This is a genomic window from Halogranum roseipondis (genome assembly GCF_059695585.1).
Genome location: NZ_JBUEED010000007.1, coordinates 175,608 through 191,859, shown reverse-complemented (window position 1 = coordinate 191,859; position 16,252 = coordinate 175,608). Strand labels below are relative to the sequence as shown.

The 16,252-nt window shown below is 56.5% G+C and carries 9 protein-coding genes and 1 pseudogene; 5 read left to right on the top strand and 5 right to left on the bottom strand.

The features are described from left to right. Positions 1–7 precede the first annotated feature (7 nt). Entirely contained in the window at positions 8–877 is an 870-nt protein-coding gene (locus EOHIBHHM_RS23200; RefSeq protein ID WP_497258283.1) for a succinate dehydrogenase/fumarate reductase iron-sulfur subunit, read from the top strand. A 311-nt stretch (positions 878–1,188) separates the two neighbouring features. On the opposite strand, the gene EOHIBHHM_RS23195 is transcribed toward EOHIBHHM_RS23200, so the two are convergent. After that, on the bottom strand, positions 1,189–2,523 hold the full coding sequence (locus EOHIBHHM_RS23195) for an IS4 family transposase (RefSeq protein WP_497257141.1): 1,335 nt from the start codon (positions 2,521–2,523) through the stop codon (positions 1,189–1,191). Positions 2,524–2,586: 63 nt separating this feature from the next. On the opposite strand from EOHIBHHM_RS23195, the gene EOHIBHHM_RS23190 reads away from it, so the two are divergent. The 3 genes from EOHIBHHM_RS23190 (at position 2,587) to EOHIBHHM_RS23180 (ending at position 10,564) form a co-directional block, all read left to right on the top strand. Further along, positions 2,587–2,985 carry a ZIP family metal transporter gene (locus tag EOHIBHHM_RS23190; protein WP_497258281.1) on the top strand — a complete coding sequence of 133 codons (399 nt, stop codon included), beginning with the start codon at positions 2,587–2,589 and terminating at the stop codon, positions 2,983–2,985. A gap of 36 nt (positions 2,986–3,021) precedes the next feature. Next, positions 3,022–4,020, top strand: a complete 999-nt coding sequence (locus EOHIBHHM_RS23185; protein ID WP_497258279.1) for a transposase — start codon at positions 3,022–3,024, stop codon at positions 4,018–4,020. Positions 4,021–4,591: 571 nt separating this feature from the next. After that, positions 4,592–10,564 carry a sacsin N-terminal ATP-binding-like domain-containing protein gene (locus tag EOHIBHHM_RS23180; RefSeq protein ID WP_497258277.1) on the top strand — a complete coding sequence of 1,991 codons (5,973 nt, stop codon included), beginning with the start codon at positions 4,592–4,594 and terminating at the stop codon, positions 10,562–10,564. Between the two features lie 238 nt (positions 10,565–10,802). On the opposite strand, the gene EOHIBHHM_RS23175 is transcribed toward EOHIBHHM_RS23180, so the two are convergent. The 4 genes and pseudogenes from EOHIBHHM_RS23175 to EOHIBHHM_RS23160 all read right to left on the bottom strand — a co-directional run. After that, complete coding sequence (locus EOHIBHHM_RS23175; RefSeq protein ID WP_008387977.1) at positions 10,803–12,128, bottom strand: orc1/cdc6 family replication initiation protein; 1,326 nt, start codon at positions 12,126–12,128, stop codon at positions 10,803–10,805. A 1,016-nt stretch (positions 12,129–13,144) separates the two neighbouring features. Continuing rightward, entirely contained in the window at positions 13,145–13,459 is a 315-nt protein-coding gene (locus EOHIBHHM_RS23170) for a hypothetical protein (RefSeq protein WP_497258275.1), read from the bottom strand. 24 nt (positions 13,460–13,483) lie between these two features. After that, entirely contained in the window at positions 13,484–14,413 is a 930-nt protein-coding gene (locus EOHIBHHM_RS23165) for a hypothetical protein (protein WP_497258273.1), read from the bottom strand. Positions 14,414–14,603: 190 nt separating this feature from the next. Further along, positions 14,604–15,344 (bottom strand): annotated as a pseudogene (locus EOHIBHHM_RS23160) (IS1595 family transposase); the annotation flags it as partial. A gap of 74 nt (positions 15,345–15,418) precedes the next feature. Here EOHIBHHM_RS23160 and EOHIBHHM_RS23155 point away from each other — a divergent pair. Beyond that, complete coding sequence (locus EOHIBHHM_RS23155) at positions 15,419–16,243, top strand: IS5 family transposase (protein ID WP_497256876.1); 825 nt, start codon at positions 15,419–15,421, stop codon at positions 16,241–16,243. Positions 16,244–16,252 lie beyond the last annotated feature (9 nt).

The following is a 16,252-nucleotide window of genomic DNA, read 5'->3' as shown; positions in this document are numbered from 1 at the left end:
GGTACTCATGAGCACCCAGCAGCCATCATCGACGAAGCCTGAATCAGACACCGACGAGACGTCACAACAGCAACGGCTGGAGCGAAAACGAAAGCGGGCGATGGCTACTCAATCACAAGGTGAAGCCGAACAGGCTGTCGATTCTGAGACAGAACCGATCCGTCTCAGGGTGTTCCGATACGATCCCGATGTCGAATCCAAACAGGAACCCCGATTCGATGAGTTTACTGTTCCCACCGAACGGGGAATGACCGTCCTCGATGCGCTCATTTACGCGAGAGATCAGTACGATTCGTCGCTCACGTTTCGGCATTCCTGTCGAATGGGCGTCTGTGGAAGTGACGGCTTGTTCATCAACGGTCGTCAGCGCCTCGGTTGTCAGACCCAGCTCTCGGATCTCGACGAACCGATCCGCGTCGAACCACTTCCTCATCAACCAGTCATCAAGGACCTCGTCGTCGACATGGACCCCTTCTACGACCGAATGGAGGCTGTCGAGCCGTATTTCCAGCCCGACGAGCTTCCCGCTGGGAAGCGAGAAGAGCAACGTCAGTCGCCGGAGAATCGCGAGAAGATCAAGCTGGCCTCGCGATGTATCCAGTGTGGCTGTTGTACGTCGTCGTGTAATCCGGCCCAGACCGATAGCGAGTACATCGGACCGGCGGCGATCGTCAAGGGGTATCGCTTCTACATGGACGAACGCGAAGGGGCTACTGCCCAAGCACGCCGGCTGGAACTCCTCGACGACGAACACGGCGTCTGGCAGTGCCACACGCAGTTTTCCTGTACGACGGTCTGTCCGAAGGATATCCCGATCACGGAAGAGATTCAGGAGCTGAAACGCGAGGCGGTCAAGCAAAGCCTCGAGTTCTGGTAATCGAATTACGTTCGCTGAAGTCGATGTTCACGTTCGAGGTCACGAAGCTGGGGAATCAACTCTGAGTCTGCCGTGACGTGGATGATGTAGCGAGCATCCGTTCTAGTTTAGTGGCGGTTTGAGACGACTTCGGCGAGCGAAACGTGCCGAAACAAGTCGAGATCAAGCTGTGACTCGGGTTGCTGGGGCAGTCGACCAGAGTTCATCTGCACTCTCGTTACTGAGGCGGCGCACTCACCGCTGTGAGTGCGTCGCCGACCCAGAGCTATCGCTAGTCAACGGATCGATCCGCCTATTCCGTCGGGCGAGTTCTAACCGAACTCGCCAGACTCAACCTCCTCACGTAATCTCGAACGATGGGGGTTCGGATCGCGTGATGCCCACAGCAACAGCGCATCCAAGTCCGGGAGACCGTACCCCAACTCAACCATCAGATACAGGTGGATAAGGTGGGAGTGGCGTTCAACGACGGTTGAACACCGTCGGCGAGGGAGTCGCGGCGACGACGCCGAGGCGTCGTCGGCGCTTTCACGCTGTCTCGCATCGAGTTTCTGCAGTTCGTCGATGATGACGCGGCTCATCATCAACGAGATTGCAGCCATGATGATCAGCGCCTCGATGATGTAGGTGTCAGTCGTGTTGATCTCGTCGAGACCGAACCGCGATTTGAGTTCCTTGAACAGCAGTTCGACCTCCCAGCGCGCCCGATACAGCTGTGCGATATCGGGCGCGCTGTAGTCATCGACAGGAAGATTCGTCAGGTAGAGGTGGTACTCGCCGCTCTCCTCGTTGAGCATGCCGACGAGTCGGAAGGTCCGGGTCGCGCGGGTGCGCGACCCTCGTTTGCGGTCGAACGAGAGGGTGATACGGACGTCGATTTCCTGTCGCTGCAGGTCGTCGAGGACGTCCTGCAGCGACTGGCCTTCGAGTGGGATACTGTTGCCCCGCCATGTGCGAAGTTCCTCAACGATCTCGAAGTTCGCGTTGGATTTGACGCGAGAGATGAACCAGCCGTCGTTGTTGTCAATGCGGTCGAACAGCCAGAAATCATAGAATCCGAGGTCAAGCAGGACAAGAGCGCCAGCTACCCACTGGCCGGTGGGTAGCTGGCTGCGTTCATGTGTGGTTCCGTCAGTAATCTGGAATCGTGTTGGAAGGCCGGTTGCAAGTGATTCAGTGAGGTGGAGTTTCGCGCCAGCGTGTTCCTCACGAAGGCCGATGTAGACATCTGAGGCGTCTTGGTAGAGTGAGATGAACGTGGCATCAACGATGAGGACGTCTCGAAAGGCTTCGAGACGTCCTCTAAGTGGGTTTCGTCCGGGATCGAGATTCTCGATGGCGTCATCGAGAATCTCTCGAAGGAGCGCAACGAACGCTGGTGAGAACCAGTTACTGAACGACGTGTGGGCGAGTTCGTCGCAGTCAGCCATCTCGACGAAGCGTTCGAGAAACGCCTGGATCGAGCGATCTGATCCAGCGGCGAAGCCGAGTGAAAGCGTGTAGAACAGCGCAACGACGTCGAACTTGCGCTCTCGCTGGACGAGATTCGTTGCGCGAGCGCGCTCGCGCAACTCATCGGAGGGAAACGCTCTTTGAATTCGGTCAACAACGACTGAATCCGGTGGGCTGTATGTCACATCACCCACCGGGTTTCTCTGACAGGTAGTCCCAACGATACAGCGCTGGTCCAGAGCGTTAAACTAGAACGGATGCTTCCCGGAGTAAGTCTGCTAGCCGGAGCAATCGTCTACGTCGCCGCCACCTTGCTCGTAGGGCGTATCAGGGGCGGTAGCGATGGAATGGCACTCTTTTTTGCCTCACTTTTCGATGGAATCCCTGAGAGTGTGGTTCTCGGGATTATGTTTGTCGGTGGAACCGAGATACTCCCGTTGTTCGTCGCTATCGTGGTCAACAATATCGCGGAGGGAATCGGCGGAGCGTCCGACATGCAGTCGGCGGGGTTTGAGCGATCATCTATCTTCGCCCTTTGGGCGGCGACGGGGGTCGTACTCTTCATCTCGGTCATCGCTGGCAACATTTTCATGCAAAATGTGTCACCTGTGACGCTCGCGATGGTTCGCTCGTTCGCCGGTGGGAGCGTGTCATAGAAAGCGTCACGTACGAGGTGGCAGGGCGAGGGAAATGTGTCCAACAAAACCCAAGCCCTGCAAAACGTAGCTTCGGTCGACGACTTCTTGAATGCCGCGGCGACCAAGACCGTCCCGCTGTTTGAACATCTTGAGTTCGAATTTCTGCGTGAGTACGACGTGTTCGCCCCCTGCAAGCGGGGGCGAACACGAGTACACAAGCCACCAGAACTCTTCCGAGGCTTTCTGCACTGTTACTACGAGAACGTCTACGGTACTCGTCCAATCACGCGCGAACTGCAGAATCCACTCGTCTGGCGCTGTTGTGGCTTCGATCGACCGCCGTCGCGAGACGCGGTCGATCGCTTCCTCACTGACCTCGAACACGTCGTTGACGAAGTCTTCGACCACCTCGTCGAGCAGGCCGCCCTCCGGGGCCTGCTCGACTCTACGTATCGAATCGATTCAACTCACGTCGAGGCGATTCAGTGGAATGATGAAGCATCATGGAACTACGATTCGACGGCTGAAGAGCACTACTACGGCTTCGGCTGTACGATCGTCTCGACAGGAGCGAAGATTCCTATCGCAGCGGAGTTCACACAGGCGAAACAAGCCTCAGAAGAGACGGCGATGCGCGTCACGCGTGACGCGCTCGCCGTCGACACTCCGATCTGGATGATTGGCGACAGTGCCTACGACACACTCCAGTGGCACGACTTCCTGCTGGACGCAGGAGTCGTGCCCGTTGCGCCGTACAATCCGCGAAACACCGATGAGCCGCTCGATATCGAGTACAGGGTTGAAGATCAAATAGAGGAACACAGCGAGGATCTTCAGCTGAAGCAATCGGTGTTAGAGGAGACGTACAACCGCCGGACACAGGTTGAGCGAACGAACGATGCGGTCAAGGACTGCGGCCTCGGGCACGTCCGCGCCCGAGGCCGCGTTCACGCACGAGCGCAAGTGTTTCTGGCGCTGTGCCTGCGACTCGTCGTCGCAATCACCAACGACGAACGAGGAGACAATCCGGGACGGGAGATGCTCAGGGTATGAGAAGAATTCTATGACACGCTCAACCAAGGTAGATACGGCTATGCAGTTCTTCTAACAAATGACTCGAACTATTGGACTTCACCGGCAGGTCAAGCGCTTTATGACGAGTTTCGGATTCACGAAGGGCGCGAATTTGGCGAAGGAGAATTGAACTGGCGAGAGCAACGAGACTGGATGTCGAAGAGCGGTGAGGAAGCGCCAATCAACTTGGTCGGCCAGTACGTCGCTGAATGGACTGACTATGAATATCGTGACGATATTAGTGTCTCGTCAAACTCAGCGTTTCAAAGTCTGGTACTCAGGATGGATACACAGGTGGCAGTGAACGAGTAAGAGAACACAAGCGGATCTATCTGAACTGGCAAGCGGAACCGCAATGTCAACGGTAAATTTGGGAGCTTCACGGATTCGACCATATAGTTCATTGTGAGAAATCTTCAGGCCGCACCACAGGAGTTCGCAGCTGTCTGACCCGTGTAATCAGTCCTTGAGGAGGATCAACGTCCCAACTACACAGTAATCGGCAACGCCTCCATGGCATTTATTAACGATTTGCGCATCTGTCGATAGCATGGCAAGTCAGTCAGCGGTTGTTGACCACCTTTCGGAAGCGGAACTCTTCGAGCGGTGGAGCGATCGTTGGGACCATTTCCTCGATGACTTTTCTGCAGCGTCGTCCTCAGGCACGATTTCTGAACGCCTCCGAGACAAGGTGAAGAGCGGGAACGCAGAGCGAGCAATCGCCGGCGGTCACGAAGGGCGAGAAATCCTTGAACTCCTCCAGAACGCCCGTGACGCAATCCCTGGAGATACTGATGGTGGCCGCGTCTACGTTGGAGTGTACGACGAAGGCGTTCTCGTCGCGAACACCGGCCACCCCTTCGATATGTTCGACCCGGATGTCGAGGACGCCGTCACGATGATTGGCGAATCCTCGAAGGGGAACAGCGACCAAGAAATCGGACACAAGGGGGTTGGGCTGAAGTCAATACTCGCTACTGGGGATGCATTCGAGATCTGGACGCGCCACGAAAGTGCTACAAACGAAACGCTTCGCGTCAGGCTCAGTCGGTCGTACGTCACTGCTGCGTTGCTCTCGTCGTTAGGGTACGATACATCTGGGTTCGATCTTCGTGGCGCTGTCTCGAACGAAGCGATCCAGTCACTCACCACAGTTTCGGATGCTGATCAGCGAACTGAGGAGCTGACCCGAGACGCTCGGGAGGACATCGGCAAGCTCCCGCTATTCGATTTTCCGGTTCCCCTGACGACCGCTTCTGGGGCAGACGATCCCGTTGCTGACCGGGCATCGGCGCTCCTCACGGGCGATGTCGACGGATGGTACGGCGACCCCTTCCGCACGGCTGTTTTCGTTGAGTACGAGGACACGGAGTGGCGCGACCTCCTCGAGGCGTTCGATATTCCACTGCCTGAATCGTCCGACAGAGGTAGTGCTGGTCGGGCCGAACGGCTCTGGTCGTATCTCTCGAAGGAGGCTGACGGCGAACGCGCGACGAGTGAAACGCTGACAGCCGAAACGCTCATCCAGTTTGGCGGGATCGAGTCATTGCTGCTCGAACGCGTCGATGGCGCGGAGCAACCAAGCCGGGAGCAATGGGACGTCGACCGTACCGTTGGGCCACTCGATAGCGAGACAGTGCGTCATGAGACAGTTACGGTGGCTGTCGAGGGAACAGACGCATCGTTCGCGGACGAGCAGTTTGACCAGTTCGGGTTTGCTGACGCCGACGCATCCACGCAGTTGCTCGTTCCGCAGACGAGAACTGAACGAGAGCGGCCACAGGAATATCCGCTATACCTCTACTATCCGATCGAGAATACACGGGACGTGTCGCTTCCGTTCTGTCTCCATGGGCACTTCACGGTCGAGACAAATCGGAAGGATCTCAGTCTCAATAGCCTCGACGAGAATCAGGCAGTCCTCGAACGAGGAGTGGAGCTCGTTGCTCGAGTTGCCGAGGCAGCAGGCGGGAGCAACTTTGGCGACCGCTATCCGTGGATTCTCCTCCCGCCACCACCGAAGAGCTACCCGGACGACCCGAGTTCACAGGCGAGCTTGCTCACGTGGTTCCGTGCTGCAGTCTATGAGGAACTCCGTGAGCGGCCGTGCGTTCCCACAGTTAGCGATGAAGACGGGATATCGACACCTGTTGTACCCGGTGAGTCGCTTCTGCACTGGGACGGCACCGTGCGCGATGGCTTCCTCGCACTGTTCGATGTGACTGACTCGCTTGATGAATCAGTTTCCGACGCTGTCGTCGATCGTCACTTCCCAACGAGGAGAACACTCGAAGGTTGTCGTTCCGTCCCGGCCACATGGGAGGAGAGAATCGAGGCGCTCCTCTGGGTTGACGATGCAGAACAGTTCTCAACCGAGATTGCCCGCTCATGGGGCGCGATCCTTGGCAGCCACCTCGACAGGCAAATGGTCGGTCAGGATACGTCACATCTCGTCTGTGACTCCGGTACTGCTCGGGCACTATTTGTCGGTACTATCGAGACGATACTCCGCTCTGGCTCGAACGATGATGAGCTGTCAGCAACGCTCGACATGCTCTCCTCTCACCTGGAGGGCGTATACCTCCTCCCCTGCCGTCGCACGAGCGAGAACGGAGTAGTCGGTGACGTCGCCGAAGAAACACGCTCTGAGAGTGATGCGGCAGATAGTACCCTTCTCGTTCCCATCGAGGCACGATCGGGGCCAAATCCGAACGAGCGTGGGACGAGCCGCACACGGTCAGTCATCTGGGACATCAACTCTCCGGAACGAGACACCCAACCACCTGAAGTACCGCGTGAGAAGTCGAGTTTCCGAGTCTACTTCTTGGATCGAGCGGTCGAACAGAACGAGCGGGCCCGTCGCGTTCTGGACCTCGCTGGTCGACCGTGGGGAGTCCGTGTCTACGATGGCACGCCGAGCTACTTCCGCGAACTCCTGGACACATTCGCGATGGATGACTCGGCGCGTGTGAAGGCGCTTGACTTCTACTTCCTCGCGAAACAGATCAACAAACTCGGGAGCGAGTCGACGGACCTTCAGACAGACGAGGGCTCGTTTGTTCCGACTGAATACGTGAAGTCCGCGGTTGCGCGGTCAGAAGGTGACCAGCGGCAAAACCTCCGCCGACGCCTGAATCTCCGAAATAATCGCCTCACCCTCCCGCGAGAGGGAGGCACCCATACCATCCGGGAAACGATACTCGACGATGATTGGCAGCGTATCCGGGCGCTAGCCCACGGAGAGGATGCGACTGAAGACTGGGACACGTTCGATGGGGATGCAAGTACGATATGGCCAGCGCCGACTGAAGAGGCGTGGGTTCCGATTGCCGGTGCGCTTGAGACTGACGACGCTCACGAGCGAATCGCGAAAACACTCTCGTTATTCGGTACCTCAGTGCTTCCCGATATCCGGACGGTATGGATGTATGGGTCCGGGCATCCACGAACTCGAGGCGACGCATCCTGGGATCCCGTCGAGTGGTCTGCAGGCGACTTTCTGGCGGGCGACGGCGTCCCGGAGAGTGCTGGCGCACTCCAGCGTTCTCTAACAGATGCAGGAAACGTCTATCAACAGTGGATCACGGCGCCGGGAAGACACCCCCAGACGACAGCCGAGCACTCGAACGCATGTAACGTCAAGACAGATGGCGTTCTCAGAGACGTCTTCCTCGCAACGTGGATCTGGTTCGACGACCTCGACGCAGTTCAGCAGCTCGGCGAAGAGAATCTCCTCGAACTTCTCCACCGGTACGAAGGCCAGTTCACCAAGTCGATACTTGAGACGGGATGGACCTGCTCGCATGGTCATCAGCGTGACGGCTACGGATGGTCGAAGTCAGTCCCGACGCTCCTGAACTGGCAGCTTCGCCAACTGGAAGTCTGGGACGCGACCGTAACAACGAATCCAGAACTCAAAGACCGGTGGGGAGATGACGCTGCACGATTTGCCTACACAGTCGTAAAGACTGGGTCGCGTGGGGCTAGAGCCTCGCGACTCTTCCCGCACATCGATCCGGATGACCTCGATATCTCTGAAGAACTGCTCCGAAAGCTGGGAGTGAAACCAGTCGGTTCGTTCGATGCTACTGAAGCTGTGTGGCACCTGCACCGGCTCCTCGAGGTCCTCGCCGTCGACGGCCCAAACGAGGAACCGGTCGCTCTCGATATCCCCGACGACCGGGATAATGATTGGAACGCAGCTTACACAGCGCTCCTAGAACCGATTCTGCGCCAGTTGCCTGCAGAGGACCCAGCAACGGAAGACGTCGACTTGCCGTTCCTGTCCCACCTCCCGATTAAGCGTAGCGGTGAGTGGCAAGTTGCGTCGCTAGAGTGGCTGGCAGAGAACGCCGACAAGGGTCGCTACTACGAGGATCAGTCACCGAAGCCGTGGGAACGCCGTGCCGTCGAACAGGGCGGACACTGGCTCCTACCCAGAACTGCGTCAGGACCATTTACCCGGCTCACCAACGCTCTCGGGATTGCGCGAGTCGACGCGTCGAAGCCAATCTTCGAAGCGGACGAGCTGACATTCACGGACGAGTCAGTCGCCGAATTCCGTTCGGCACTCCGTGATCGGATGGTGCTCCTCGTTGCATCACTCGAGCAGCGGAGTGAGGATCGAATCCGCGAATTTGCAGATGATTTAGACGCCGCAATCGCGGAGCTGCGAGTGGCTGAACAGTTCCCCGAAGTGATCGAGGACGATCTCGACGCCCCGAAATCGGGGCTCTATGCACCTCGAAGCGGTGAGGAAGCCTTCGTGTTCAATTCAGCAGCCTTCGACGACGGACTCACCCTCGACGGGCTCGCGAACGCTGTCTCGCTGCTTGCCGAACAACCGACGACAATTGCGACGTTCCGAGAGGCACTCGACGGTGATCTCTCACCAGCAGAGCTCACGAAGCGATGGCAGCGGCGAACCTTCCCCGTCGACGACGTCGCACGGATACTAGGTACGAGACGACGTCGAGACCTTCGGCAACGGCTTGACGCTATTGTCACCTTGGTCGAGCGCTTCGACGGCACGGTTGCTCCGACCGTCGACGAAGTCGTTGAAGCAATCGAGCGCGAGGAGGACATCGCTGTCCAAGACTTCAAGCGGGCCTTGTGCGGCCTTGAAGTCACTACTCTAGATGGGACATCGCCCCAGGGAACGTTCGTTCGCGACGTTCGGGAGAGTCTTCCTCACGAGCTTAGATTCGTTCTCGATCGGCTCTTTGGCGAGGATCGGCGACCGTGGCGGGAGATAATCTTGGAGTCCGACAGCGGCCGCGAATCGGATGTGATTGAGTGGCTGGCGAAGAACGCGAGAGCGCTCGACGCGACAGCGTGTTTCCCACAGTCAGTTCCGTCCGCCTACGTCCGTGTGCTCGCTGTGATGAACGTCTGGGACCGTACGGAGACGACGGAACTCAACGACATCGATGTGTGGCGGTCGCGGCTTCGCACCTTATCGACGGAGTCAAACGTTCAGTGGGTTGACCGACTCCCCGACCGATTACAGAATGAGGACGCAGACGGCGAGCTGTTATTCTACTATTCCCCCGAAGATCGGTTCCGGTCGCAGGTCGTCACTCCCTTCCTCGAGGGACTTTCCGGAGCTATCGCGAGCGAAACAGCGAATCTGGAGACAATGCTGCGACGGTATATCCTTGAGGGAGAGCTACCGGAAGATGAAGCGACGGTCTCCGCTGCCGACCACCAAGACGGCGCACTTGCTGACCTCCAGTCTGCGGCCATGAGTGGCCAGCAATTCTCAACCGAGAGCCTTCTCGATGCAGGGTTCGAGGTGCAAAGCGCTTCGACGCGGACAACTGGCAGTGGCGGTGGTGGCGGGAGTACGCAGTATCGTGGTCGCGGTCAGCAAGGCGAGGCTGCGACGCTCGTCGCGATACTGGATGATGCTGCACGCTGGCTTGACGACCAGCCCATCGGAATGATTCGGACGGTCCGCTCGACGTTCCGTGCGTTGCACGACGATCAGCAGAACGGCGATCACAACTGGCATCTCGACCGAGTCTGGGACCAGGAACTACTACCGCTCTTGTCGGGCGGTGGGTTAACGCGGGAGTCTATCGTCGACTGGCGTGATCACCTTGGAGATGGACGGCTTCGGGATCACCCACTAGTCAGACTCTGTAACGTCACGCTTGAACAGGGCCCCGGGTTCGACGTAATCGACCCGTTCGGTCCGTTATCGGGTCCACGACGAGAATTCGATCTCAGCCAGTTCGTTCCTGTCGAGGTGAAGGCGGTCGGCGGCCGTTCCCCACCATTCCACTTCCGACTAACGACCAACGAATACCGTCGCTGCAAGGCATTCCTCCGAGGAGATCGGTCGTACGTGATTCGGCTCGTCTACGTTCCTGAGCCAGGGACACCCAACTGGGCGTCGGAGACGCGCTTCGTCTCTGAGATAGTACTCGAAGATGTGTCGGACGCAGAATCCCTGGTTCGTGGAGATCCCTTCGAGGAAGTCGTTAAAGGCGGCTACATGAATATGAGCGTAGACCGGTGAATCGACTCCACCAGTAGGCTGGCGGAGCGGCACCACTCATGCCCCATTTTTCGAGGACAGTATAGAACGAATGTCGCCTGAAAATACTGTAGATTGGAGCGAGACAGACGCCCCTATCGATTTGTTGTGTGAGAAACCACCAAGCACCTGGGGCACACCTCTATCGACTTGTTCTCGATGTCGAATGAGCTAGGTCGTCGCCGCACCCTCGCCCCTATCGATTTGTTCCGAGAAGAAGCTACTTATTGATCTGAGCCTTCACGACGGTCCGTAGTTCGTCCACGTTGACGTCCTTCAGTCGCGAATCTTCTCGAAGTGTCTCGATGATGGTGTTCGGGTTCTCTCCAAACGTAAACTCGAGGTAGCTTCCCGAATGCGGTCCCTGGCTTTTCCGCTCGGTCTCAACCAAGGAATACGTCGTGAGTTCCTTCATCTTGTTCACATACGTCTCCTGGTGATACTGATCTGCATCGAGTGTCCCCGTCAGATACTGATACACGCGATAGCCGAGCGGACTTTTCGCTGCACCAGTCCCGGTTTCCCGAGCAACCGCAGCAGTCGCAAAGAGACAGAGCTTCTTCTGGGTGCTAATCCCACGAGTCACTTCGAGTACGCGGTTCTTCTCGACTTTGTCTTGGGCTTCTCGGATGTGCTCTTCGCGAACCTGGTCCGCATTTGCTTTCTCAGCGATCGACCCTGCTGTTCGCATGAGGTCGATCGCCTTCCGTGCGTCCCCGTTCGTTTGTGCAGCGAACGCGGCAGCTAGCGGAATCACGTCGTTACTGAGTGCGTTTTCGTGGAAAGCATCTTCCCGAGCCCAAAGAATCTCTCGGAGCTGGTTGGCGTCGTAGTCGCTGAAGTGGACGTCCTCGGGTGTAAACGAGCTGAGTGCTCGACTGCCAACGTTTTCCATCATCTTCGTGTCGTTGGTGATGGCGGTCACCGAAACCTGGGCAGTGATCTCGTCCGTGCTCCCAGCACGAGATAGCTGGTACAGAAGACGAGAGAAAGCCGGCTCGTCCATATCTCGGCGACCGACGAGCATATCGAGTTCGTCGAGGATGAAGACGACTGTGTCGTAGTGCTCATTGATTAGACGATAGAGTTCTCGCCATTTCTTCTTGTTCGGGATACCGTGTTCTGGGACCTCAACGGTCGCTCCGACGTCGTTCGCGACTTTTCGGGCTAGCTCGTAAACGGCTGAGCCGAGAGTCCCGACGTTCTGGCAGTTCATCTGGATTACGCCGAATCTGATGTCACGACTTTCACAGAGTTCGAGGATGTTCGAACAGACGGCGTTGATGATGAGTGATTTCCCAGTCCCTGACGGCCCGTAGAGGAAGAGGTTTGGAGGGCGTTCATTACTAATCGCGACTCGAAGATGCTGGGTGATGTCGGTGAGCTGGGAGTCGCGACCGACGATACGTTCCTCGTCGACGATCTCGTTCGGTTCGAGAAGAGAACGGTTCTTGATGAGACTCGCGGCTTCTTCCTGCTCGAGGATGAGATCTTTAATAGAACCCGTGGACTCGGGTGTTTCCTCGGGACCAGGATCCGTGGGCATACCCCACCCCACTCTATCAGGATACTAAAAGATTCCCCTGTCGATTTCTTTTCTACCGCTATGAGGCTCATCAGTGTAGAATCAAAGAGTTATAGCGTTCTGCTCGCAGACCTCCGACGATTTGTTAGAGAGGCTTTCTTTGGACGACATCACGAGAAATGAACAACACCCTCTCACCCCTATCGATTTGTTCTACCCACAAAGGAGGGGTAGGGGTCACTCGATGCCAATCACGCTGTCACCACCCCTAAGCCGAATTCTCGTTGGATGAGCAGTTGTCCTCTCTATCTATTCTTCTTTCTTCTAGTTCTAGTACTAGACTAGCTAGAGTAGACACACCTCTATCGATTTGTTCTAATCAATTGGAGTCGCTCGATTTGGCTTCGTTTCTTGACTTAAACAGGTCCCTGTAGCGTGGGTATGGTCAGCCTCGACATCCCCAACACAAGTCCTTAGACTTGCTTCTGAGCTCAACCAGTCTCCCCTATCTATTTGTTCTACTTCGTCCCCGTCTCCCGAAATAGTCGAAAAACAATCTTATAAAAGCGTAGAATATAGTGAAGAACTCCTGATCACCGTCTCTCTCATTACTTCCATCGGTGTCAAACTGCTCCCGAGCTGCTCTTTCCCGGGAGAACAAATCGATAGGGGTGAGAGGGTGGTTCCAAAGTCAGTACCGTAATATGCAGAATCCGTTCCCCAGCGAGGCCTTCCGCGTTCATAATTCTATCCTGGAATTCAGGAACGTCTCTCCTCAACGATCGAACTGCCCATAGCTACGCCCCTGAACAAATCGATAGAGGTGACTCTGTGTATGTACGTGGATTCGGTGAACAAGTCGATAGGGGTGAGCCTCCGCATCCTGGCGATTAGAATGCAACCCATCGGATTCTACGTCACTGTAGGGTCGATGCGTACTGTCCGCGTGTCACCGATTGCAAGACGATTTGAGTCTCTATCGCCAGTTAACCAACGCGAAGATGTCTTCCGGTAGCCTTGTTGGTTAAGGGTGGCGGTCACATCTCCCGATCGATTTCGAGCTTCCGCATAGCTCGTTCGAATACGTCCGGATGACGATGGGCAAGATTCTCGAGATGATTCCGAATGGACTGGGCCGGATTGACGTCGACATCATCCGTGTCCTGGAGTTCACGCCAGAACTGATGCATTTCTTCGCTTACGGAGACGCCTATTGTGTGGTCCTTCACGCCAGTGTTGAGTGCGTCGTAGTAGGGTTCGGTGTCGAAGTCCGACGAACCTTGCTGGTCCACTCGGTCTTTTTCCTCCGCTGCGTCATCCATCGCTTCGCCGAATGGATTGTCGTTGCCCATACGCTCTTATTCTTAAGCTTAATATTAAAGATATTCGTCTAACGTCTCGTCCGTGATCTGGACGTCTTGTTCGGCTGCGAATTGCTGCGCACCAGCCCGGAATGCATGATAGCACTTCTGTCGAGTATTACGCGGAGTCCCATCGCTGACTTCGACGACGGTCTCGATGGCACTCGCCGTGTAGGGGTCGGACGGATATCCAGAATCGTACTCTTCCTCACGGGCCCAGGCAAGCCACCTGGCGATGAGTTCTTCTGTTTCTGCGAACCCGAACCGTTCCAGTGTCCGATCCTTCGCGACGAGTCGCGAACTGAGTGTCTCGCGCAGTTCGTCGATACGATTACCAGCACGCTCCGTTCCGAACAGGAAGAGAATGAATACGGGTTCACTTTCTCCTAGGTCACCAACGCTCTGCAACGCGGCTAGTAGCTGCTCGAAAGTTCGTGTGTTCCGAGCTGCATCCTCGAGTTGGTCAACCTGAATGATACACGCGATATCGAGGGCTTCGAGCTGGTCGGCAACCTCCTCGACGATCTGTCGAACTTCGTCTGTGGCGTGCGGGTACGACTCTGGAATCTCGAGGTCATCGTACTCACTGAGCTCGTCGAGAAGGCGTGTATAGAAGCGACGTGTCGTGATGGACTCCACTTCGCGTATTCGAGCGACTCGGAACTCTTCGCTCCGAGGGCCATCTGAAAGAGCGTCGTACACGAGATCACGGAAGTGAGATTTTCCAGCACCCCGTTCATCGATGATCGAGATGTGGCCTGCTCGATTCAGGATGTGGCTCGCGACTTCGTTGAGTAGATCTTGATTCGCACGCACCGCAATACTCGCATCAGGAAGTGTTTCAGCCGTGAACGGAATCCGCTCCGGCTTGATCCCAAGTTGATTGGCATAGGTCTCCTGTGCCTCCTCTGTTTTATCCAGGGCCTCGGTGAATTGGTCGCTCATACTGGCTCCACATACTGAACCGACTTAAATCTAATCTGAATATTAATCTTAAGATTAACTACGGTCGTTTCAGCCACTCTCAAAATCGAGTCACTATCGAAATCTGATTCTCTCGAATACGCGGAAGACATCCATCTTACGGCAAGATATTGATACTGGAATCAGCAGCAACAAGTCCACAAGGTCGCTCTTATGTAGAACTCAGGAGTGACCCCGTAGCAAGGCAATCGACGACGATTTCGAGGGATGCGCCGACGAGGTTCAACGAGCGAATGAGTCCGAAGGTGTGAGCGGCCTGCTCCAAGCCTTGCTTGGACAGGCCGCGGAACTTTCGCAGCCACGGCTTCACGAGCGAGAAGAGACACTCAACCTGGTTGATGTGGACGCCGTCGGCGGAAACGTACCGTTTGTCGTGGACAACGATTCGATGGTCGTATTCCATTCGCCGGTACGCTTGGAGGCCGTCAGTCCAGACCTCTCCCAGCGGCTGGGAGAGGTCTTCAGCCTCCTGCATGACCGGCGCTAAGTCCGTCTCAAAATCGATTCCAAGATGACCGCGAATCACCCGAAGCTCGTCGCGGCAGGCCGCGATGAGCGTTATCTGGTCGCCATGACGACCCTTCCATCGTGAGCGTCCTGATCGAGACGACCCGCCGCGGTACCGACTGTTCCGCGGCGGGTCTTGGCCTTTGTATCCCGAACACACCGTGCTTGATTCGTCGACTTGCGTTGGTCCTGAGATGGCATGTTGGAACTGTTCCCAGACGAAGGGGAAGCCGCGTGTGACCGCGGCTTCCACTTCTCGAATCGTGTAGTAGACAGTCTTGTACGCCCTGTCGAGGACAACCGCAATTTGAGAGATGCTGAGCAGCGTGTCTGCATACAGGAGGTACGCGAGAAGCACCTCACCACAGGAGAGGTGCTTCTCGTGCTGTGTTGAATAGACAGACGGCGTCGGGATAGACCGTCAAATCAGTAAGGATGAAGCCGAGGAGGTCGGGTATGGTGGAAGTCGATCTCCTCGACTTCGTTGAGTGGTTCAAGCGTCTAGCCAAACAAGCCTTGGGAAAGCACGCGGGCGAGCCCGCCACCGGCGGGTTCGCCCGCTGGAAGCACGTCGTTATTCACGGGTTTCGGCTCGAAGAGGAGCACAGCTTCCGAGAAACCGCAAATCGGCTGAAGTACATGGGTGACATACGGGACGTCCTTGAGTTGAACAGGAGCGACGTCCCAGATTACACGACGCTGAACAAGTCGTTCGATCGGTTCAAGATGTGGGTGTGGCGGGCGTTGCTGCGCGTTTCAGCGCAGCAACACCCGCAGTCTGGATTCGCCGCTCTCGACAGCACGTTTTTTGATCGAGGCCACGCCTCTGCGCATTATCTCGATCGGTCGAACCAGACGGTTGAGACGATGAAAGTGACGACATTGACCGATACAGCGTCACTCGCTGTTCTTGACGTGCAGTGCCACGCGCAGTGGCCACATGATACGAAATCAGGGCCGCAGGTCGTCCGCCGGAACGCGGACGACCTGCATACAGTCGCTGCTGATAACGGCTTCCAGGATTGGCACTCTGAATACGAGTTCTACAGCCTCAGCGTGGAACCGTTGATTCACTACCGTGGATCGTCTGCGAACGCGCTCAGCAACAACGCGCTCATTCGAGAGCGTGGCTACACCCAGCGTTGGATGGCTGAAACGTCGTATTCGTCCGTGAAGCGCTCGCTCGGCGATGCCGTGCGAGCGCAAACCTGGTATCGAGAGTTCCGTGAAATCGTCCTGATGTTCGCCATCATCAACATCGAACAACTCTGTGATCCGCTCTGATCCCTACGC

Coding starts and splice junctions, on each gene's coding strand:
- EOHIBHHM_RS23175 (WP_008387977.1), bottom strand. CDS start 12,128: ATGCCCACGGATCCTGGTCCCGAGGAAACACCCGAGTCCACGGGTTCT.
- EOHIBHHM_RS23200 (WP_497258283.1), top strand. CDS start 8: ATGAGCACCCAGCAGCCATCATCGACGAAGCCTGAATCAGACACCGAC.
- EOHIBHHM_RS23180 (WP_497258277.1), top strand. CDS start 4,592: ATGGCAAGTCAGTCAGCGGTTGTTGACCACCTTTCGGAAGCGGAACTC.
- EOHIBHHM_RS23170 (WP_497258275.1), bottom strand. CDS start 13,459: ATGGGCAACGACAATCCATTCGGCGAAGCGATGGATGACGCAGCGGAG.
- EOHIBHHM_RS23165 (WP_497258273.1), bottom strand. CDS start 14,413: ATGAGCGACCAATTCACCGAGGCCCTGGATAAAACAGAGGAGGCACAG.
- EOHIBHHM_RS23190 (WP_497258281.1), top strand. CDS start 2,587: ATGCTTCCCGGAGTAAGTCTGCTAGCCGGAGCAATCGTCTACGTCGCC.